Genomic DNA, 20,968 nt, shown 5'->3' on the forward strand with positions numbered 1-20,968 from the left:
TCATTGGATAGGCCGCTATTTTTACATACAAAATACTGCAATTTTTAAAACGACATAGATCGTCTCTGCTCAACACGACAACAGGGACAGCCACCACTTTTTCACGTAAAATAGCTGCCAGTTCATAATAAGGATTTGTGCAATGCCACCTTTTGTCCTGGTTGACGGGTCTTATTTTCTATTTCGTGCTTTTCACGCCTTACCTCCACTCACAACATCGACTGGTCTGCATACCAATGCAATCCGTGGTGCCATTTCGGCGATCCAGAAGCTGATGCGCCGTACCCAGCCCACCCATATGGCGGTGATCTTTGACACGCCAGAGCCAACATTTCGTCATAAATTATCACCGATTTACAAAGGTGATCGTCCAAGCATGCCAGAGGAATTGTCACAACAGATTCCGTATTTGCATGCCTTAATCAAAGCACAGGGTATTCCATTGTACAGCCTGCCAGGTGCAGAAGCGGATGACATTATTGGAACGCTGGCAAAACGTGCGGTGCTTGAGGGTCACCATGTGCTGATCTCAACAGGCGACAAGGATATGGCGCAACTGGTCAATGAGCATGTCAAACTGGAAGACAGCTTCAAGGACCGCGTGCTGGATGAGGCTGGCGTATATGAGAAGTTTGGCGTGCACCCGCACCAGATTATTGACTATCTCACCCTTATGGGCGATGCCTCTGATGGCATCATGGGCGTTCCAGGCGTGGGGGCGAAAACGGCTGCCAAACTGCTAAATGAATACGGTTCACTGAACAATATCATTGCCAATGTAGACCAGCTCAAGGGTAAAATCAGTCAAAATATCAAGGACAATCTGGACAACATCAAGATTGACCATCAGCTTGCCAGCATTGTCTGTGACCTTGAGCTTAATCTGGACTGGCATGAACTCAAGCTCTGCAATCCAAACGTGGACCATCTGCGTGACCTTTACACTGAACTGGAATTCCGTAACCAGTTACAGTCTTTAGATCATCCGAACAATCCAAATGGCTCTGCCTATCAACAGACTTCACAGAACATTGTGAAAGCTGCGCAAAACACTGAATCCACAGTAGCACAGGATGGTATTGCAGAAGACCATGCCAACCTTTCCAGTCAGGATGACCAGCTTGGCACAGCCAGCTATCATACGGTACTGAAACAGGAGGATTGGGACAGCCTGTTACAACGGATGCAGGAGGCCGATCACTTTGCCATTGATACAGAAACCACCAGTCTGGACTATCGTATTGCAGAGCTGGTTGGATTTTCTGTCGCCTTTGACGCAAACGATGCCTATTACATTCCATTGGCACATGACTATGAAAATGCACCTGAACAGCTTAATCGTGAAGCTGTTTTGGCACAGATCAAACCGATTCTTGAAAATGAAAACATCAGGAAAATCGGTCATCATTTAAAATACGATGCACACATCTTTGCCAATCACGGCATCATCATTCAGGGCTGGTATTTCGATACTATGCTGGCGTCTTATGTCCTGAATGCAGCGGCAACACGTCATGGTATGGATGATGTGGCACGGGTGTATCTCAGCCATCTCACCACCACTTTCGAGCAAATCGCTGGTAAGGGTGCCAAACAGAAAACCTTTAACCAGATTGAGCTTGAGGTTGCGGCACATTATGCCGCTGAAGATGCGCATGTCACCTATCGGCTGTATGAGGTGCTGTCAGCAAAGCTCCAGCCTTTGCCTGAACTGGTCAATATCCTGCATAACATTGAGATGCCTGTTGCTCGGGTATTGACGGGCATGGAAGAAGATGGAATCAAGCTGGATCATGCTTTCCTTGACCAGCTCAGTGTTGAATTTTCTGAAACCATGCAGACTCTGGAAAATCAGGCCACCGAACTGGCAGGTGAGGCATTTAATATCGCCTCACCTAAACAAGTCGGTGAAGTGTTATTTGACAAACTGGGCATCAAAGGCGGCAAGAAAACAGCAACTGGACAATACAGCACCAGTGAAAGTGTGCTGGAAAAAATTGAGCATCCGCTAGCCGAAGTGATTCTGGAACACCGTGGACTGGCAAAGCTTAAAAACACCTATACTGACCGTCTGGTTGAACAGTCACATGATACGACACATCGTGTGCATACCAGCTATCATCAGGCCTTGACCGCGACAGGCCGCCTGTCATCCACTGACCCAAACCTGCAAAACATTCCAATTCGTACTCAAATTGGCCGTCAGATTCGCAAGGCATTTATTGCACCTGAGGGGCGTGTACTGCTGGCAGCCGACTATTCACAAATTGAACTGCGCCTGATGGCACATTTCTCCCAGGATGATGCACTGGTTCATGCGTTCCAGCATGGACAGGATGTACACCGCCGTACCGCGTCTGAAGTACTGAGCATTGCCATTGAAGATGTGACCAATGACCAGCGTCGCCAGGCCAAGGCCGTCAATTTCGGCCTGCTCTATGGCATGTCGGAGTTTGGCTTGATTCGTCAATTGGGCTTTACCCGTGAAGAATCACAGAACTATATCAAGCAATATTTCCACCGCTATCCTGGTATTTATGAATATATGCAGCGTACACGTCAGCTTGCACTGGAACAGGGTTTTGTTGAGACAATACTGGGGCGCCGTTTATATACACCAGATATTGATGCACGAAATATGATGGTACGCAAGGCGGCTGAACGTGCCGCGATTAACGCACCATTACAGGGAAGCGCGGCCGATATCATTAAGATTGCCATGATTGAGGTTGATAAAATCCTGCCAAAAGATCAGGCCAAGCTTTTATTGCAGGTACACGATGAACTGGTATTTGAAGCAGATGAATCAATTGCTGAGGAGCTATCCAGACAGATTACGGATGTCATGCAGTCCGTTGTTCAGATTTCAGTTCCATTGGTGGTTGAGGTCGGACAGGGACTGAACTGGGATGCTGCCCATTAATATGTAATCATTCTTCAATAAATTTTCCCTTGCAGACAAGCATACTTTTAATGCTGCAAGGGAGATTACAATAAACGATCCATTATAACAACTAACCATAACAGGAGAAAGGAATGCAATATGTCGTTTAATCAGGTTCAATTTAACCGTTATCATTCCATTGATTCTTTACGCTTTATTTCAATTTTTCTGGTCTTGCTGCATCATTTTAACATCCCTTACAAACTGTTTGACACCTCGATCAATTTCCAGATTTTTGGTGAAGACATCACCACCCTATTCGCCAGAAATGGTAACTATGGGGTAACGATGTTCTTTGTCATCTCAGGCTATCTGATTACTTCACATACTATCAAACGCTGGGGCACCCTAAGCCAGATCAATATGCGGGATTTCTACATCTCACGATTTGCCCGAATCATGCCCACTATGATTTTACTGGTCTGTTTGGTTAATCTTTTAGGCGCATTCGAACTCAAACCATTTATGACCCAGGCACCTAATGGCATCGTGGTGGCACAGTCAACAGTAAATTTGGCTGCTCTCACTTTTTGGATGAATATCCTGATTATCGAAAATGGCTGGGTCAACTATGTGCTGGGCGTGCTGTGGTCGTTATCCGTTGAAGAAGTCTTTTACCTACTTTTTCCACTAGCCGCCCTCTTCCTCAAAAGACAATCTCTTTTTTTGATTGCCTGTGTCGCCCTGATTCTGTTTTGTCCTTATTTTAGGTATTTACATTATGGTGAGGAAAGTGGTGCCTATCTGTATCACTATTTTTCCAGTTTTGATGGAATTGCCTTTGGCTGCCTTGCGGCATTGATTGCACCACAGCTTAAACTCCATCAAAACACATGGTCGTTCCTTAAATTTGCTGCGATCGGTACGATGCTGCTGATCTATTTTTCTGCGCCGATTAAGGAAAGCTGTGTTTGGGGAATTAGCCTATTTGCTTTGGGTACTGCAATTGTGATTCTGGCAAATGTGGCAAACGAACAAGCCAAAGTTCAGGTTGACCGCTTTAAATTCCTACAAAATATCGGTAAAAATAGCTATGAAATTTACCTATTCCACTTGATTATCCTGGGCTTTTTTAAGCTTTTTTATACGCCCGCATTGACTCAGGGTAATATTAAGCTTGTACTACTGGTGATTTATCTTGTACTTGCGATTGGACTAGGTGCAGTCATTGCCCGTTACTTTTCCAATCCACTGAATCAAAAAATACGACAACGTTTCATCAGAAAATAAAAAATGGGCATCTCGCCCATTTTTTATTGAATCCAGTTTGCTTAAAGACCTGTTAATAACACTTTAGCCGCTTCATTCATTAAGATCTCAGCAATATATAAAGCCAAGAATGCCAAAATTGGCGACAGGTCAATCATCCCCATATTCGGCAACAAACGGCGGAAAGGTGCAAGCAATGGCTCAGCAAGTTCCTGAATCACTTCAATATAAGGTGAACGTGTCTGCGTAAACATCACCACCCAGCTTAAAATGATGGTTGCAAAAATAAGGTAGCGGCAGAAACGGATCAAGTCCTGAATCATGGTCACAAAAGTCGTGATCACCAGATACACGGCACTATGCGGCATCTGTCCAGACAAATACATCAGGCCAAAGATTTTCAGTAAATACAGCACCACCAGCAAGGCAACCGCAGCCAGATTGACACGACCCTTGCTCACCGTTGGAAAAATACGGCTAAAAACATCCACAATCTTGGTGGCTTTCACAGTTGAAAGCACTACAGGATTGTATGGACTGACTGCCGCCAATTGCATTAAAAAACGGAAGAAGACCAATAAAATTGCAACATTGATCAAAACACCAAAAATTAGCGCAGAACTTGCACCCATAATTGTCTTATCCTACTTAAACCGATTTAGTCTTGTCACTCAACTCTTGTGCGAGCTCTTGGCTACGCTTCTGAGCTGCTGCAAGCGCTGCCTGAATATTTTGTGAAATCTGCGCACGGTCAAACACTTCCAAAGCCGCCTGGGTTGTGCCATTTGGAGAGGTGACGTTTTTACGCAATTCTGATGGTGAGTTGGAGCTGGTAATTGCCATTTGGGCTGCACCCAATGCTGTTTGCAACGTCAATGCTGTCGCCACTTTCTCCTCCAGACCGAGATTCTTGCCTGCACGGATCATGCTTTCCATTAAATAGAAAAAATACGCAGGACCAGAACCAGATACGGCGGTTACCGCATCAATTTGCGCCTCATTATCCAACCAGATGGTGAGACCTGTCGCTGCAAGAATCTGGCTGGTCAGTTCACGGTCCTGTTTACCAACCGCTTCAGATGCATAAATGCCATGCGCCCCTGTCTGCACCAACGCAGGTGTATTTGGCATCACACGCACAATACGCTGGCTGCCGCCAATTAAATCTGAAATCGTTTGAATTTCAGCACCCGCAATAATTGAAATCACGAGTTTATCCGACAATAAACCTTTTAATGGTTGTAATACCGTTGCCAATACCTGCGGTTTCACCGCCAACACCACCACATCCGCATTTTTAATGGCTTCAAGATTATCTGCTGTAGTTTGAATGCCTTTTTCTTCCAGTACATGACGAATCTGTTCTACGGGGTCAGAAACCGTAATGCGTGTTGTTGGTAAACCGCGGGAAAGCAGCCCACCAATCAAGGCTTGCGCCATGTTGCCACCACCAATAAAACAAATATTTTGATTCAATGCTGTCGCCATATCCTACTCGTCATGTGAAAAAGACTGCTGAGAAAAATCACCACAGTCAGAAATTAAAACTGGTTGCCAACCGCCATGCTCTACATAGTCAGAGTGCGCCAACCAAAAACCCTTTGGGCTAAAAACCCCAAGCATAACATTATCCACGACTAATATTTGAATTGTATGACGTAACCAAGGCAAAATCTGTGCTTCCTGAATGGCTTTTTTCAGTGGCCAATGCCCAACCCGCCCATAAAGATGGATTTTCTCGCCACCCTGCCGCTTGATTAAGCGCAACTCTCGACCCAGCAGTTTTGGAGAAAGCCCGATCGTCTGCGATTCAATCCTGAATTTTCCCGCTGCAACCTGTATAAATTGACCTATTTCATAATACTGTGACGACACATTTGCAATGGATGATTGCTTTTCCGCATATAATATATCATGTGTTAAACGATATAGTTTTTTCTGATAGCGAACATAATAATGCTGGTTGATATGTAAAGTCGCCTGTGCATCAGGTTTCGCCAGAATCACCTCTTGCTGTAGGCGCTGTACCATATCGTAGCTTGGACGATACTGATCATCTCCCTTTACCCAGGCTGAGAGTAATTGACGTTGCCGAGCTGCTGAAAATTGAGAAAGCGCAAGTAAGTCGATTTCATTATCTGTGGCGCAGTATTGCCAATCCTTTTGTAATACATTCTCCAATATCTCTGCTGTATCCTGCATCAGATAACTGGTGCGTGCCACAGCACCCTGCATTTTTGGGAAGCGAGTTTGTATAACATCCCATAGCACTTCCCGACACCATGCCCGATCATAATGGGTATCATGATTGGTTGGATCAGTCACATAATCAAAACCCAGTTGCTGTGACCATTGCTCAATGTGCGCACGACTTAAGTCCAAAAATGGTCGCCAGATGGTCATATTATTGCGTTTATCGATTTGCCGCATTGCAGCCAGTCCATTTACTCCAGCGCCAGAAAATAAACGCAATAACACAGTTTCAGCCTGATCTTGCTGATGATGAGCCAGAACTAAAACTTCATGACTTTGCAAATGCTGTTGATAGGCCTGATAACGCGCCTGCCGCGCTTGCTGTTCCAGATTGCCTGCTTCAACCTTCACCTTTTGAATGATGCAGGGAACTTTCAGTACTTCAGCTTGTTTTTGTACCAGCGTTCCCCATTCCGTACTCATCTGCTGTAGTTGATGATCAATATAAATTGCACGGGTTCTGCTTGGAAAAATTTCAGACATCAGATGCAACAACAGCATGGAATCCATGCCGCCGCTACACCCAAGCAGGAATTGGGTGGATTCAGAAAAATACTGGACTTGCGTTAGGATGCGATGCCTAAATTGCTGCTGCCAAACTTCATTAAACGTTGATAACGTGCGTCGCATCTTGCTTGAGCATCCATCGGTTGCAGTTCATCCAGAACTTGTTTTAACACATCTTTTAAGTCATGCATGACTTTTTCAGGCTGCAAATGTGCCCCGTCGCCCTCATCCACGACATATTCAACAATACCTAAAGCTTTCAGCTTGTCGGCAGTTAATGCGAGTGCTTCACTGGCTTGAGCCGCTTTATCTGCTGTTTTCCATAGAATGGAGGCACAGCCTTCAGGTGAGATCACCGAGTAAATACTGTGTGAGAGCATAATCACGCGGTCCGCCACCCCGATACCCAGCGCACCACCAGAACCGCCTTCACCAAGCACAGTAGCAATCACAGGTACTTTCAAGCTGGAAAGTTGTGCCAGACTGGTGGCAATTGCCTCCGCCTGACCTCGTTCTTCCGCACCCACCCCTGGATAGGCACCCATGGTATCAACAAAAGTGAATACTGGAAGATTAAAACGTTCAGCCATGTCCAGTAAACGTTGTGACTTACGATAGCCTTCAGGGTTACACATCCCAAAGTTGTGCTGTAGCTTTTCACGGGTGCCACGACCACGATGCTGCCCCACCACCATGACAGGCTGTCCGTCAAAACGTGCCAAGCCACCAATCATGGCACCATCGTCACCATATAAACGGTCGCCATGCAGTGCATCAAACTCAGTAAAGATTTCACTGACATAATCGAGAAATTGCGGACGCTCAGGATGTCGTGCAATTTGAACCGTAGCCCACGCCTTGGACTGAGTCGCTTTATTTTTCATAAATCAAAAATGATCCATAACAATATGGTTAATCAATAAATTTGTCTGACTGAATATTTAACTCAATGTCCCAATGCTTGAATTGCACCTGCTCATCATGCAGGTCTGCAACCAGTAAAGGCCATTGTTTAGCATCGCCAGAAACGCTGAGTTGCCATTGTTGATCATTTACCACACTCAGTTCAATGGCAGGAAGCATCTGATCACTGCGACTATGGTTCAGCAAAACTGCGAGGCGAAGCAACAGGCAAAGATAAAGTAAATGACTGCCGCCCACCTTTAACACATCATTCTTGGCATCGGCACGCAGTTTACGCCGATGGTGCGAAACCAAATGTGAAAGATGGTTTTGATCAATCTGTGAGAAGCCTGGAATATCTGAATGCTGCAACAAATAGGCACCATGACGATGATAGCCACCATGGCTAATCGCCAAACCAATTTCATGTAAATAGGCGGCACGACGCAGTAAGTCACTGTCTTCTGTGGTTAAATGCAACGCTCCAGCCACACCATCAAACAATTGCTGGGCAGTATTCACCACACGTTCAGCCTGCTTTGGATCGGCGTTATAGCGCCCCATCAAGGCCTGTACACTGCGGTCACGAATGTCTTCATGCTTGAAACGACCCAACAGGTCATACATCACGCCTTCACGCAATGCACCATCGGAATATGCCAACTTATCAATATTCAAAACGTCAAAAATTGCATACAAAATTGCCATACCTGCTGGCAAAACTGCTCGGCGGTCTTCACGCAGTCCTTCAAAATCAATTTCAGAAACATGCTTAAATTTAAGCAGGCGATCCTTTAGCTTAGAAAGTCCTTCATGTGTTAGGTTTTCCTGTTCATCACTCAGCCCCAAATTGACTGCAATCTGACGGCATGCCTTGATGGTTCCACTCGAACCAACCACCGTATCCCAGCCTTCAGTCTTATAGGTATTGGCTATCGCAGACATTTCCTTGCGTGCCGCAACTACCGCCTTATCAAAGGCCTTGGTGGAAATCTCACCATCAGGGAAATATGCCTTACTATAAGCCACACAGCCCATTTGCAAAGATTCAGTGTGTAGTGGCTCGAACTCCTCACCAATAATAAATTCGGTTGAACCACCACCAATATCGACCACCAAACGTCGTCCGCCATTGGCCATGGTATGTGAGACACCAAGATAAATCAGGCGGGCCTCTTCACGGCCTGCAATGATTTCAATGGGTTTTGGCAAGATTTCCGCAGCTTTCTGGATAAACTCATGGCCATTTTTTGCCTGTCTCAGCGCATTGGTCGCCACAATTCTTAAACGGTTGGGTGGCACAGAACTTAAACGCCCTACAAAACGAGCCAAACAGGCTAGTCCACGCTGTTGCGCAGCTTCAGTTAAATTTTTATTTTCATCCAGCCCAGCTGCTAATTGTACTTTTTCTGACATTGAAGCAACTTTTTTCACTTCACCATGATCAACACGAGCGATTGCCAAATGGAAACTATTTGAACCCATGTCAATCGCGGCAAGTAATTCTTCATCAATCAGAAAATCAGACATTATTTATATAAACCCATACACCATTCAGGCATTAGAGTAATTCACACGCCAATAATTTTAAAGTCATTTTCAGCAATAAAATTCGCGTATTTTCACTTTTATCAAGTAAATGATTGTATAAGTCGATGGTCAACATCGTGAGCATCCATTAGACTTTTTATTTTCAAACTTGAATAATCAGAACAAACCCTTACATTGAGTAAAGTAGCAATGTAATATTCATCGTGATGATGATCAAATTCGCACTTTATTCCTTAAATTTGGAGCAACCTCATGTCTGCGACTATTGTTAATACAACTGATGAAAACTTCCAAGCAGATGTTTTAGATGCTGAAACTCCTGTACTCGTTGACTTCTGGGCTGGCTGGTGTGCGCCTTGTAAAGCCATTGCACCTGTACTTGAAGACTTGTCAAATGAATATGCAGGCAAGGTGAAAATCGTTAAGGTTGACGTGACTGCATGTGAAGACACTGCTGTGAAATACAACATCCGTAATATTCCAGCATTATTGATGTTTAAAAATGGTGAAGTTGTGGCACAACAGGTTGGCGCAGCGCCGCGTTCAAAACTTGCAGCATTTATTGATCAGAACATCTAATTGCTGGATGTAGCTGCCAATTAAAAGAAATACACTATTACAGATAGTGTATTTCTTCGTAAAAATTGACAAATTCCCTGATTTCCCTTATATTACTGGATCAAGAAGCCCTGAATGGTATCTACTTCATTACGCTTCTTACAAAACACAAAACATAAGATCGCCGCTCGGCAATAAACAATTGTTTTCACATTTCTCTCTGAAACAATGAACTAAGCTACTGAATCGTGGTTGTGTATCTACAATTACATCAGCGTCTATGTATGCGGTCGATTTTTTATTCTTTTCCCAACATTATCCTCCACTTATTCCATTCTGTCTGACCACTTATGAACTTAACTGAACTCAAGAAAAAACCCATTGGCGAACTCATTAAGATTGCGGATTTTATGGGCCTTGAAGGCATGGCACGTAACCGTAAACAAGATATTATTTTTGCCATTTTAAAGCGCCATGCCATGAATGGCGAAGAAATCTTTGGTGATGGTGTTCTCGAAATTCTCTCTGATGGTTTTGGTTTCCTACGATCGGCTGCTGGTTCATATTTGGCAGGACCAGATGACATTTATGTCAGCCCATCCCAGATTCGCCGTTTCAACCTGCGTACAGGTGACACCATTACAGGTACAATTCGTCCACCAAAAGAGGGTGAGCGTTATTTTGCACTGTTAAAAGTGAATCAAATCAACTATGACACGCCTGAAAACTCACGTAATAAAATTTTATTTGAAAACCTGACGCCATTGTTCCCAACAGAACAGCTGGTGATGGAACTTGGCAATGGCACAACTGAAGACCTAACCGCACGTGTGGTTGATCTGGTTGCACCGATTGGTAAAGGTCAGCGTTCAATTATTGTGGCACCACCGAAAGCGGGTAAAACCATGTTGTTGCAAAATATCGCCCAGTCGATTGTACGCAACAACCCTGAAGTATTTTTGATTGTACTTTTAATTGACGAACGTCCTGAAGAAGTTACTGAGATGGAACGTACTGTTCGTGGTGAAGTGGTTGCATCAACCTTTGATGAAGCGCCTGCCCGCCACGTTCAGGTTGCTGAAATGGTGATTGAGAAAGCCAAACGTCTGGTTGAGCACAAGAAAGATGTTGTGATTCTGCTTGACTCCATTACCCGTCTTGCACGTGCCTACAACACCGTGATTCCATCATCAGGCAAGGTACTTACAGGTGGTGTGGATGCCCATGCCCTTGAACGTCCGAAACGTTTCTTTGGTGCGGCACGTAATATTGAAGAAGGTGGCTCATTGACCATCATCTCAACTGCCCTGATTGAAACAGGCAGTAAAATGGATGATGTCATCTATGAAGAGTTTAAGGGTACAGGCAACCAGGAAATTACACTGGATCGCCGTATTGCCGAGAAACGCGTGTTCCCTGCCATGAACATCAAGAAATCAGGCACCCGCCGTGAAGAACGCCTCATGGATGAAGATAATCTACGCAAGGTCTGGATTCTGCGCAAACTCCTCCATCCTATGGATGAGCTGGCGGCAATGGAATTCTTACTGGATCGTATGAAAGAAACCAAGACCAATGATGATTTCTTCGACCAGATGAAGCGTAAAGCGGCAAACTAACCACGGTACCTCATTAAAAAAGCCACCTTTTATGGTGGCTTTTTTAATTCGGTTGACACCGTTACATATTATTTACACATTATTTAAAAATCCCACATAAAATTTAACTTATTGTTTTTTAAAACAATGAATAAAATTTAAAGACCTAAAACAACAAATATCCGATTTAAAATTACTTTTCCATAGTTATTTTCTATCAAAAATTAGCCAATTTTTGTCATTTTTTGTCGTTTTGTTGGACAGGGCTGTAGTAATTCATGATTTGCTTTGATAGGATAGCAGCAGACCAGTTAGGCTGCTCCCTGCGTTGTTACCTAAAGCGTTTAGGAATAATAAAAGCACATACAGACTAACCCAGGTTTTTTTTAATCTCACAATTTTATGAGAGTGATGCCATGTTATTCAAGAAATTTGCTGTTGCTGCTGCTATTGCCACTACTTTAGCTTTCGTTGGTTGCTCTAAGAAAGAAGAAGCTCCTGCTGCTGACGCTACTGCTGCTGCTTCTGAAGCTGTAGAAGCTGCTACTGAAGCAACTGACGCTGCTACTGAAGCAACTGACGCTGCTGCTGAAGCGACTGACGCTGCTGCTGAAGCGACTAACGCTGCTGCTGATGCAACTGTTGTTGCTTCTGACGTTGTTGTTACTGAAGCTTCTGCTGCACAATAATCTACTTTTAGATTATTCAAAAAAGAGAACCGTTTGGTTCTCTTTTTTTATGCCTCATTTTTATTAAGTTCAAAAATTAAAAATAAGAACATAAAAAAGCAGATCAATCGATCTGCTCATTTCCAACACGCTGTCTAAATTTCTGGCCCGCCCTAAACGTAACCACTCGACGGGCAGAAATCGGAATTTCCTCACCTGTTTTTGGATTACGTCCAGGACGTTCGCGCTTGTCACGCAACTCAAAATTACCGAAACCTGAAAGTTTGACTTGCTCACCCGCAATCAATGCCTGGCTGATTTCGTCAAAAAATAACTCGACCATCTGTTTTGCTTCACGGCGATTTAAACTCGTAAGCTCACTTAAATGGTCCGCCATCTCTGCTTTTGTTAATGCTGTCATGAGGCCCTCAATGTCGCTTGGTAAGTGTCTTCCAACACTTGAATAATATTATCCATACCAGATTTAATTTCAGCATCTTCAAGCGTACGCGCTGGATGTTGCCACAACAATGCAAATGCCAGAGAACGTTTGCCTTGTTCAACCCCTTGCCCCGTATACACATCGAACAACCATGTTGAGTCGAGTAGATCCCCACCTGTTTGCTCAATTAACCGCTGAATATCTCTAACCTCAATATTATCAGAGATTAAAAGCGCAATATCACGTCTAACCGATGGAAAACGTGATAATTCTGTAAAATTAGATACATAAGATTGCAAAACCGCCTGCTGATCTAGTTCTGCCACCCATGTTGTGCTTAAATCCAGCTCATTTTCTAGTGAGGGGTGCAAACGGCCTAAATAACCAATCGACTGTCCATTTACCATAATTTCAGCAGACTGCCCAGGATGTAACCATGCACGTTCAGTACGGACAAACTCCGCCTTTACACGTCCAGCAGCCAGAATTTCTTCCACCTCTCCCTTGAAATCGAAGAAATCCATTGCCTGTGGCTTTGCATGCCAGGATTCAGGTGTACGCGACCCCACAGCAATCACGGCCAGAGTCGGAACCTGTTTCAGGTCATGAATACTTTGCGCATCCTGATAATCAAAACGCAAGCCCAGTTCAAAGAAACGAATACGCTGCTGTTGACGGTTTAGATTGTACTGGACACAAGGAATCAAGCTGGATAATAGAGTACTACGCATTGCCGCCAAATCACTGGAAATTGGGTTGGTAAGCATTAATGGCTGTACATTTGGATTCAGTTGCTTTTCAAGCTTTGCATCGGCAAAGCTAAAGCTAATCGCCTCTTGATACCCCAAAGTTGCAATGGTCTGGCGCAGTTGAGCAATTTCAAAACGGTCTTGATATTTCTCTAGTTTCACATCAATTTTTGGCAAGCTGACCTGAATGTTGTCATAGCCGTGGATACGTGCAACCTCTTCAATCAGGTCCTGATAAATAGCCATATCATAGCGATGTGATGGTGGAACTACGCTCCACTCACCTTCGGCTTTAGTTTCCACCACACAGCCCAAACGTGCTAACGCATCGGCAATAAAATCACCCACCACTTGATATCCAAGTAACTGATCAACCTGTGCCTGTTTCAATACAATTGCTTCACGTTTTGGCAATAAGCTCGTTTGTTCAACCACTGTAATTGGGCCAAACTCACCACCAGCAAAGGCTTGAATCAATTCAGAAGCACGGTGCATGGCAATCATTGGCAGTTCAAAATCGACACCACGCTCATAACGCTGTGATGAATCGGTATGTAAACCGAAACGACGAGCGCGACCAGCAATGGCTAAAGGCGCAAAGAATGCACTTTCAAGGAAGATGTCTTGTGTCTCATCGGTCACTGATGAATCCAAACCACCCATGATTCCTGCAATTGCCAATGCTTTCTGATCATCTGCAATGATCATGATGTCTTCTTGCAATTCAACTTCTTGATCATTCAACAATGTTAATTTTTCTTGCGGTTGTGCTTGGCGAACTTGAATTGAACCCTCGATTTTTGCCAGGTCAAAGGCATGCATTGGCTGGCCCAACTCAAGTAATACATAGTTGGTAATATCCACTAAAATACTATGGGTACGGATGCCTGAACGTGCCAGTGCCTGCTCCATCCAATCAGGTGTAGCCGCCTTAACATTGACATTTTTAATGATACGACCTAAATAACGTGGCGTACCTTCTGTGCTGATGTTGACCACTTTCTCATCAGAAATATTTGCTGCAATTGCCTGAATCTTCGGCTCATTCACTTCAAGCTGGTTAATGACTGCGATTTCACGGGCAATCCCACGAATACTAAAGCAGTCACCACGGTTTGGCGTGATACTGATGTCAATCACATTGTCATCAAGTTTTAAATATTCACGAATATTGATTCCCACTGGTGCATCAGCAGGTAACTCCAACAAACCATCAATTTTGTCTTCTAAATCAATTTCAGAAGCACCACAGAGCATCCCTTGTGATTCAACACCACGCAGCTTGCCTTTTTTAATTTTAAAATCGCCTGGTAATACTGCACCGATCGTTGCAACAGGTGCTTTCATGCCCACACGGACATTTGGCGCACCACAGACAATCTGCAATGGTTCACCTGAACCAATGTTCACGGTTGTCACACGTAAACGGTCTGCATCTGGATGTTGTTCAACCGTAAGGACTTCACCAACAACCACACCAGTAAACGGTTTTGCAACAGGCACTAACTCATCAACTTCCAAACCTAACATGGTCAATTGATCAGACAATCTATTGCTATCAATGGCTGGATTCACCCAGCTGCGCAACCAATTTTCACTAATTTTCATTTGTATAAACCTTCTTTAATCCTGAAAAACTGTTTAGGCAAATTGGCGTAAGAAACGCACGTCATTTTGGTAGAACATACGCAAATCATTGATGCCATAACGCAACATTGCAAAACGCTCTACCCCTAGACCAAAGGCAAAGCCTTTGTATTGATCAGGATCAATTCCTGCAGCACGCAATACATTTGGATGCACCATGCCACAGCCTAAAACTTCTAACCAACGACCACGCTCATCCATGATATCCACTTCTGCACTTGGCTCTGTAAATGGAAAGTAAGATGGACGGAAACGTACTTTTAAATCTTTTTCAAAGAACTCATTGAGTAGGTTAATCAATAAACCTTTTAACTCAGCAAAGCTGGTATTTTCAGCAACGTACAGACCTTCGATCTGATGGAACATTGGCGAATGGGTTTGATCCGAGTCACAACGATATACACGACCAGGACACACGATACGAATTGGCGGCTGACTGGTTTCCATAGTTCGAATTTGCACGCCCGAAGTATGGGTACGCAGTAAATGCGTTGCATCAAAGTAGAACGTGTCGTGCATGGCACGGGCTGGGTGATGTCCTGGAATATTTAAGGCTTCAAAGTTGTGATAATCATCTTCAACTTCAGGACCATAAGCGATCTGGAAACCCGCCTTGGTAAAGAACTGGCAAATACGCTCTTGTACTTGAGTAACAGGATGAATACTTCCCATGCGCTGCCCGCGGCCCGGTAAAGTAATATCAATGGTTTCACTTGCTAATTTTTTTGCAAGTTCAGCTTGTTGTAATGTCTGTTGACGCTCAGTCAAAGCTACATTGATCGCTTCACGCACAGCATGAATCGCAGCACCTTGTACTTTTCGCTCTTCAGGATCCATTTTTCCAAGTGCTTTCGACTGTTCTGCGAGCTGGCTTTTCTTCCCTGTAAATTGCACACGAACTTGATCGAGTGCAGCAAGGTCTTGAGCCGCTGCAATGGCAGCAAGCGCTTCAGTGGTCAGGGCTTCCAGTGACATAGTAACTCTCAAAGCAACAAAATATAGAAATATAATAAAACGCTATAGTTTATCAGCTTTTTACCAGTTTGATGAAAATAAACAGCGGTTTAAACAGCGTACTTTTGAAAATATAGATGCAAAAATAAAACAACAAGATACCTAAGCAGATCAACTAAAATTTCCGAAAAATTACTCAACAATTGAATAAAATGTATAAGATACCAATATCGTCAATGAGAAAGAATAACGATGGCGCTTGATCAAATTTGGAAACAACAGCTTACCCTAGTGACTTATGGCAATGAATTTCTTGCAGGAAATCTCAATTTTAGCCGTTGGGTCGAACATCCTATTTTTGATCACCAGTGCCTGACTTTCCGTGACCTGTTATCACAACGTTTACTGGCACAGCACTTCCAGATTTGGCTGGAGGGACTGAAAAAACAGGGCGTTACCAAACTCAGTCTACACTTATCCACTTTATTGAATGAAGAGCAAAACCCAAACCCGAATGTTGAGCTACTTCCCTTTGCACACTTTATGGTTAGCCATCAAGCCAATAAAAAAACTGCATGGATTTGTGGACAGGAACTGGCTGAATGGTATAACAGTGACAATGCGTTTGAAGTGCCTGTTTCACAGAAAATCACACTGGGACAGCAAACCTTTTGGGGTTATGAACTGAATGACAAACTTGTCAAAAAAATAAATGCTGATTTACAAAATGTAAACTGGAATAATGTCGTAGTTTTTCTGGAACGTGAGCTTTTTGACAGTAAATATGCCCCGCATTTCCCTGAACCAGAACAGCAAGACTTTCCATTTTATGGCTATAAGGTTGATCCCACCCATCTTTCAAGCCAGCAGCTTGCATTGATTCCAACAGATTATCCAGCGGATTGTGCCCATTGTTTATTACATCGCACTCAGGCCTTAGCCGACTATCTGGAAGAAAAAAGACGCCATCCCTATCATGATTCAGGTGAGCTGATTGACCCTGAGGAGCAGATCAATTTACGCAACTTTGCCCAGAAAACCGATGACTTATTTGCCAAGCTGATTGTCAAAACAGCTAACCATTACCAAACTGCACAGATCACTGCTGAACCTGAAATCATCGACAGAACTATGGAAACATCACAGCATTTTAATCAGGCTCACCAGCATAAGGTTGGAACATCTGGTGTGATTAAATTGATTATTCTCACGGTGATTATCTGTATCTGTGCGTATTATTTTGGGCTGTAAATTCCCCATAAAAAAGACCGCTAAAAAGCGGTCTTCTTTGAATCTCTAAGCTTATGCAGCTAATGCACCTTTGGCTTTTTCAGCCAAAGCAGCAAATGCAACCGCATCATGCATAGCGATGTCAGCTAATACGCGACGGTCGATGATCACTTGAGCTTTTTTCAAACCATCGATCATACGGCTGTAAGACAAACCGTTAAGACGAGCACCAGCATTGATACGCGCAATCCATAAAGCACGGAATTGACGTTTCTTTTGACGGCGGTCACGGTAAGCGTATTGGCCAGCTTTGATTACCGCCTGGAACGCTACGCGATAAACGCGTGAACGAGCACCATAGTAACCTTTAGCGCGAGCAAGAATTTTTTTGTGACGGCGATGAGCCTGTACACCACGTTTTACACGAGCCATTTATAATCTCCTTAGATGTATGGGCACATAGCACGAACTGATGCAACGTCACTTACGTGAACCATTACACAACCGCGCAATTGACGGATACGCTTAGCAGATTTTTTGGTCAAAATGTGGCGCTTGAATGCTTGTTTGCGCTTGAAACCGTTTGCAGTCGCTTTAAAGCGTTTAGCTGCACCACGGCGAGTTTTTAACTTAGCCATAGTAACCTCTTTTGGGCACCTGTTCGGCTCGTTTGCACTATTGCAAATCGACCTGCAGGTAAGGAGTGCAATATCATATAGCATCTGCGCATAAAACAAAAGCAAAATGCTTATTTTTTGATAATACCTTATCCATTTTTTCCAAACGTTATTTTCCATAACTAATTCTCAAATTATGAGAAAAATCCACAAAATCAGCGCCTATAATAGAATCAAATTATTAAATCTTTATTCTTATGAATATTCAGAATGATGCATTCGTCGCGTTACGGTATCGAGATTTCTCTATTGTGACCTTGAATCAATTTTGCTTAACACTGGCAATTTTAATTCAGGAAATTATTGTTGCTTATTCACTCTATCAAATCACTCGTGATCCCCTAACCTTAGGTTTTATTGGTCTGGCTGAAGCAATCCCATTTATCACGCTTTCTTTATGGGGTGGTTATTTTGCAGATAAACTGAATAAACAAAGCATTATGAAGGTCTGTTTATTCTTTTCCATTCCTTTACCTTTGGTTCTTTGGGGCTTATTCCATTTCCATGGCTTAGAAAAAATTGGTATTAGCACACTTTCTTGGGGCATTTATGCTGTCATATTTGCCTTAGGTACTATTCGGGGTTTTTACAATCCATCAGCAACCTCACTCAAACCCTTTTTAATTCCCCGTGAGCTTTATGCCAATGGTGCGACATGGACCACGATTGGCTGGCAAAGTGGTGTCATTATCGGGCCAATGTTGGGTGGCTTTATGTTGGCATTTCTGGGACGCGAAACGAGCCTTTTTGCAGTATCAACATTATTGGCAATCTGCTTTATTTTGATTAATTGCTTACAGAAACGAACATTCCCAAAAATGGAAACTGAGAATGTCTTACAAAGCCTGACCGATGGTTTTCGCTTTATTTGGAAAACCAAAATTGTTTTGTGGGCAATTTCACTTGATCTGGTATCAGTATTATTTGGTGGTGTGATTGCCCTACTGCCGATCTTTGCTGAAGAAATTCTAAAAGTAGGCCCTGAGGGCTTAGGCTATTTAAGAGCAGCCCCCTCTATCGGTGCCCTGATAACCATGATTGTACTGACCAAGTTCCCGCCAATGCACCATGCTTGGCGGAATATGTTATTGGCTGTCGCTGGCTTTGGTATTTTTACCATTCTGTTCGCCTTTTCAAACAATATGTGGCTATCCCTGTTTGCTCTCGCAATGACGGGTGCCTGTGATAGTATTTCGGTTGTTGTTCGTCAAACTGTGCTACAAATTTTCCCGCCTGAAAATATGCGCGGTCGAGTGGCTGCGGTAAATGGAATGTTCGTTTCATCGAGTAATGAACTCGGGGCTTTTGAATCAGGTCTGGCAGCCAAATACCTCGGAACAATCACTGCAACCATTTTTGGTGGCTGTATGACGCTTGCGGTTGTGACCTATTGCTGGTTTAAAACCAGCGATTTATTTAAAGTCGATATTACTAAAGGTACTGATCATTAAAGGTGTTTTAGGGAAAGTGAAACTTTCCCTTTTTTCAAAAAACTCCAAGATATAACACATACAATGTTAAATAACGCCCACCTTTGGCAATCGTCACAATGAACAGGAATCGCCAAAAGTTTTCTTTCATCAATCCTGCAATCAAGGTAATTGGATCACCAATCACAGGTGTCCAACTCAGTAGAAGTGAATAAAAACCATATTGATGATAAATCTGTTGTGCCTGCTCTAAACGCCGTCCAGAAACAGGAAACCATTTTTTATCTTTAAAATGTTCAATTTTCACTCCTAACCACCAGTTCACACATGAACCCAGCACATTGCCCAATGTTGCCACCAATAAAAGATAGAAAGGGTTGGACAATCCCTGTACCAACAGTGTCATAAACACGGCTTCGGACTGCAAGGGAAGTAAAGTGGCAGCCCCAAAAGCAGAGATAAATAATAGAAAATACGACATTTAACTTAAAACTTTGTAGGACGTAACACAGCATAGTTAAATAATGAAAAAATGAATGGGAGTAAAAATCCGCACCAAAAGGTAAGGTCAGAATCTATGAGTTTCTGAAACAAGCTAAACTCAACACCCTCTCCTCGTGGTAAATCATGATAAAGATAGGACAATAGCATCAGATAAATACTTAAACATCCGACAAAAATAAATGTAGTCAGATATGAGTTTTTTGTCTCAAGCTGTAGCCAGGCAAAGACTGATGAAAAGAACAATCCAACGACACTGATAAAGATAAAAAACAACTGACCACTAACATCGTAGCCCCACAAATTTTGCATCATTCCACATAAAATTGCTGTCACAAACAACAATCCCATCGCAACCCACCAATGTATCCAATAACGATTTTGAGTCATATGCATATCTTAGACCTGAATTGACAATGCTTTCTGTATCGCAGGACGGGCGGTTAAACGTTCAATATAGTCTTGCACATAAGGATAATCTTCCAGTTGAATCCCTTGCCATTCATGGCGCAATACCCAAGGCAAGATTGCCATATCCGCAATTGAATACTCACCCGCCACGAACTTCTGACCAATCAATTGCTTATTTAAAACAGTGTAAAGACGCTTAGTCTCATTGATATAACGATCAATGGCATAAGGAATACGTTCAGGTGCAAATTTATTAAAATGATGATTTTGCCCCAGCATTGGACCAAACCCACCCATTTGCCACATTAACCATTGCTCTACTTCAACTCGCTCTTGTTCATCCGTAGGATAGAATAATCCAGTCTTCCGACCTAAATATTGTAGGATTGCACCTGATTCAAATACAGAAATCGGTTCACCATTTGGTCCATTTTGATCAACAATCGCAGGAATTTTATTATTTGGCGAAATACGTAAAAAATCAGGTTGAAATTGGTCATTTTCCAAAATATTAATTGGAAAAATTTGATAATCCAAGCCCATTTCCTCAAGTGCAATGGCTATTTTATGTCCATTGGGTGTTCCCCAATAATAAAGATCAATCATTTTAAAATTATTCTCCATACAGCGTAGATGGTGGCTCTTCACACACCTTAATAGATTTAAAAAGAAACAACAAGTTTTGCAAATTAAAAATAATTTTTTATAATTATCAATTATATATAAAATTTATTTA

General features: G+C 43.0%; 20 protein-coding genes. 7 read left to right on the top strand and 13 right to left on the bottom strand.

Going from position 1 to position 20,968, the window contains the following annotated elements; genetic code table 11:
• Positions 1–142: 142 nt before the first annotated feature.
• Together polA and F988_RS10980 are read left to right on the top strand one after the other, a co-directional pair.
• A complete protein-coding gene (polA, locus tag F988_RS10975) occupies positions 143–2,923 on the top strand; it encodes a DNA polymerase I (RefSeq protein ID WP_004683025.1) in 2,781 nt (926 codons plus the stop codon).
• Positions 2,924–3,043: 120 nt separating this feature from the next.
• Positions 3,044–4,174, top strand: coding sequence for an acyltransferase family protein (locus F988_RS10980; protein WP_004683027.1), 1,131 nt, complete (start codon positions 3,044–3,046; stop codon positions 4,172–4,174).
• A 41-nt stretch (positions 4,175–4,215) separates the two neighbouring features.
• Here F988_RS10980 and F988_RS10985 read toward each other — a convergent pair whose 3' ends face one another.
• From F988_RS10985 to ppx, 5 genes are read right to left on the bottom strand one after another with little or no spacing between them, the layout of a single operon-like run.
• A complete protein-coding gene (locus tag F988_RS10985) occupies positions 4,216–4,785 on the bottom strand; it encodes a YggT family protein (protein ID WP_004683029.1) in 570 nt (189 codons plus the stop codon).
• Positions 4,786–4,801: 16 nt separating this feature from the next.
• Positions 4,802–5,641, bottom strand: a complete 840-nt coding sequence (gene proC / locus F988_RS10990) for a pyrroline-5-carboxylate reductase (RefSeq protein ID WP_004683030.1) — start codon at positions 5,639–5,641, stop codon at positions 4,802–4,804.
• Between the two features lie 3 nt (positions 5,642–5,644).
• The gene (gene tilS, locus F988_RS10995) at positions 5,645–7,036 is read right to left on the bottom strand and encodes a tRNA lysidine(34) synthetase TilS (RefSeq protein ID WP_081407149.1); all 1,392 of its coding nucleotides are present in this window, start codon (positions 7,034–7,036) and stop codon (positions 5,645–5,647) included.
• Positions 6,973–7,797, bottom strand: a complete 825-nt coding sequence (locus F988_RS11000; protein WP_004683033.1) for an acetyl-CoA carboxylase carboxyltransferase subunit alpha — start codon at positions 7,795–7,797, stop codon at positions 6,973–6,975. Before F988_RS11000 ends, tilS begins: the two co-directional genes overlap by 64 nt.
• 28 nt (positions 7,798–7,825) lie before the next feature.
• Positions 7,826–9,346, bottom strand: coding sequence for an exopolyphosphatase (ppx, locus tag F988_RS11005; protein WP_004683034.1), 1,521 nt, complete (start codon positions 9,344–9,346; stop codon positions 7,826–7,828).
• 273 nt (positions 9,347–9,619) lie between these two features.
• Here ppx and trxA point away from each other — a divergent pair, with 273 nt between their 5' ends.
• The 3 genes from trxA (at position 9,620) to F988_RS11020 (ending at position 12,212) form a co-directional block, all read left to right on the top strand.
• Positions 9,620–9,946: a thioredoxin gene (gene trxA / locus F988_RS11010; protein ID WP_004675702.1), complete on the top strand. Its 327-nt coding sequence runs from the start codon at positions 9,620–9,622 to the stop codon at positions 9,944–9,946.
• Positions 9,947–10,275: 329 nt separating this feature from the next.
• A complete protein-coding gene (rho, locus tag F988_RS11015; protein WP_004675700.1) occupies positions 10,276–11,544 on the top strand; it encodes a transcription termination factor Rho in 1,269 nt (422 codons plus the stop codon).
• Between the two features lie 395 nt (positions 11,545–11,939).
• Positions 11,940–12,212 carry a hypothetical protein gene (locus tag F988_RS11020; RefSeq protein ID WP_004683035.1) on the top strand — a complete coding sequence of 91 codons (273 nt, stop codon included), beginning with the start codon at positions 11,940–11,942 and terminating at the stop codon, positions 12,210–12,212.
• A 103-nt stretch (positions 12,213–12,315) separates the two neighbouring features.
• On the opposite strand, the gene F988_RS11025 is transcribed toward F988_RS11020, so the two are convergent.
• Genes F988_RS11025 through pheS form a run of 3 tightly spaced genes read right to left on the bottom strand, consistent with a single transcriptional unit; the run spans position 12,316 to position 16,004 of the window.
• Positions 12,316–12,612, bottom strand: a complete 297-nt coding sequence (locus tag F988_RS11025; protein ID WP_004664224.1) for an integration host factor subunit alpha — start codon at positions 12,610–12,612, stop codon at positions 12,316–12,318.
• Positions 12,609–14,990, bottom strand: a complete 2,382-nt coding sequence (pheT, locus tag F988_RS11030; RefSeq protein WP_004683037.1) for a phenylalanine--tRNA ligase subunit beta — start codon at positions 14,988–14,990, stop codon at positions 12,609–12,611. The genes F988_RS11025 and pheT overlap by 4 nt, the downstream gene beginning before the upstream one ends.
• Before the next feature lie 33 nt (positions 14,991–15,023).
• Entirely contained in the window at positions 15,024–16,004 is a 981-nt protein-coding gene (gene pheS / locus F988_RS11035; protein WP_004675691.1) for a phenylalanine--tRNA ligase subunit alpha, read from the bottom strand.
• Positions 16,005–16,235: 231 nt separating this feature from the next.
• Here pheS and F988_RS11040 point away from each other — a divergent pair, with 231 nt between their 5' ends.
• Complete coding sequence (locus F988_RS11040; protein WP_004683038.1) at positions 16,236–17,234, top strand: hypothetical protein; 999 nt, start codon at positions 16,236–16,238, stop codon at positions 17,232–17,234.
• A 51-nt stretch (positions 17,235–17,285) separates the two neighbouring features.
• Here the strand turns inward: F988_RS11040 and rplT are convergent, their stop codons facing one another.
• Together rplT and rpmI are read right to left on the bottom strand one after the other, a co-directional pair.
• On the bottom strand, positions 17,286–17,645 hold the full coding sequence (rplT, locus tag F988_RS11045; protein WP_004675688.1) for a 50S ribosomal protein L20: 360 nt from the start codon (positions 17,643–17,645) through the stop codon (positions 17,286–17,288).
• A gap of 11 nt (positions 17,646–17,656) precedes the next feature.
• On the bottom strand, positions 17,657–17,851 hold the full coding sequence (rpmI, locus tag F988_RS11050) for a 50S ribosomal protein L35 (RefSeq protein WP_004637967.1): 195 nt from the start codon (positions 17,849–17,851) through the stop codon (positions 17,657–17,659).
• Between the two features lie 236 nt (positions 17,852–18,087).
• Between rpmI and F988_RS11055 the strand changes: the two genes are divergently transcribed.
• A complete protein-coding gene (locus tag F988_RS11055; RefSeq protein WP_004683041.1) occupies positions 18,088–19,341 on the top strand; it encodes an MFS transporter in 1,254 nt (417 codons plus the stop codon).
• A gap of 34 nt (positions 19,342–19,375) precedes the next feature.
• On the opposite strand, the gene F988_RS11060 is transcribed toward F988_RS11055, so the two are convergent.
• Genes F988_RS11060 through F988_RS11070 form a run of 3 tightly spaced genes read right to left on the bottom strand, consistent with a single transcriptional unit; the run spans position 19,376 to position 20,838 of the window.
• Entirely contained in the window at positions 19,376–19,801 is a 426-nt protein-coding gene (locus F988_RS11060) for a YqaA family protein (protein ID WP_004683042.1), read from the bottom strand.
• Positions 19,802–19,806: 5 nt separating this feature from the next.
• Entirely contained in the window at positions 19,807–20,217 is a 411-nt protein-coding gene (locus F988_RS11065; RefSeq protein WP_004675682.1) for a hypothetical protein, read from the bottom strand.
• A gap of 3 nt (positions 20,218–20,220) precedes the next feature.
• The gene (locus F988_RS11070) at positions 20,221–20,838 is read right to left on the bottom strand and encodes a glutathione S-transferase N-terminal domain-containing protein (RefSeq protein ID WP_004675680.1); all 618 of its coding nucleotides are present in this window, start codon (positions 20,836–20,838) and stop codon (positions 20,221–20,223) included.
• Between the last annotated feature and the right edge of the window lie 130 nt (positions 20,839–20,968).

Source organism: Acinetobacter parvus DSM 16617 = CIP 108168, from assembly GCF_000368025.1.
GTDB classification, from domain to species: Bacteria; Pseudomonadota; Gammaproteobacteria; order Pseudomonadales; family Moraxellaceae; genus Acinetobacter; species Acinetobacter parvus.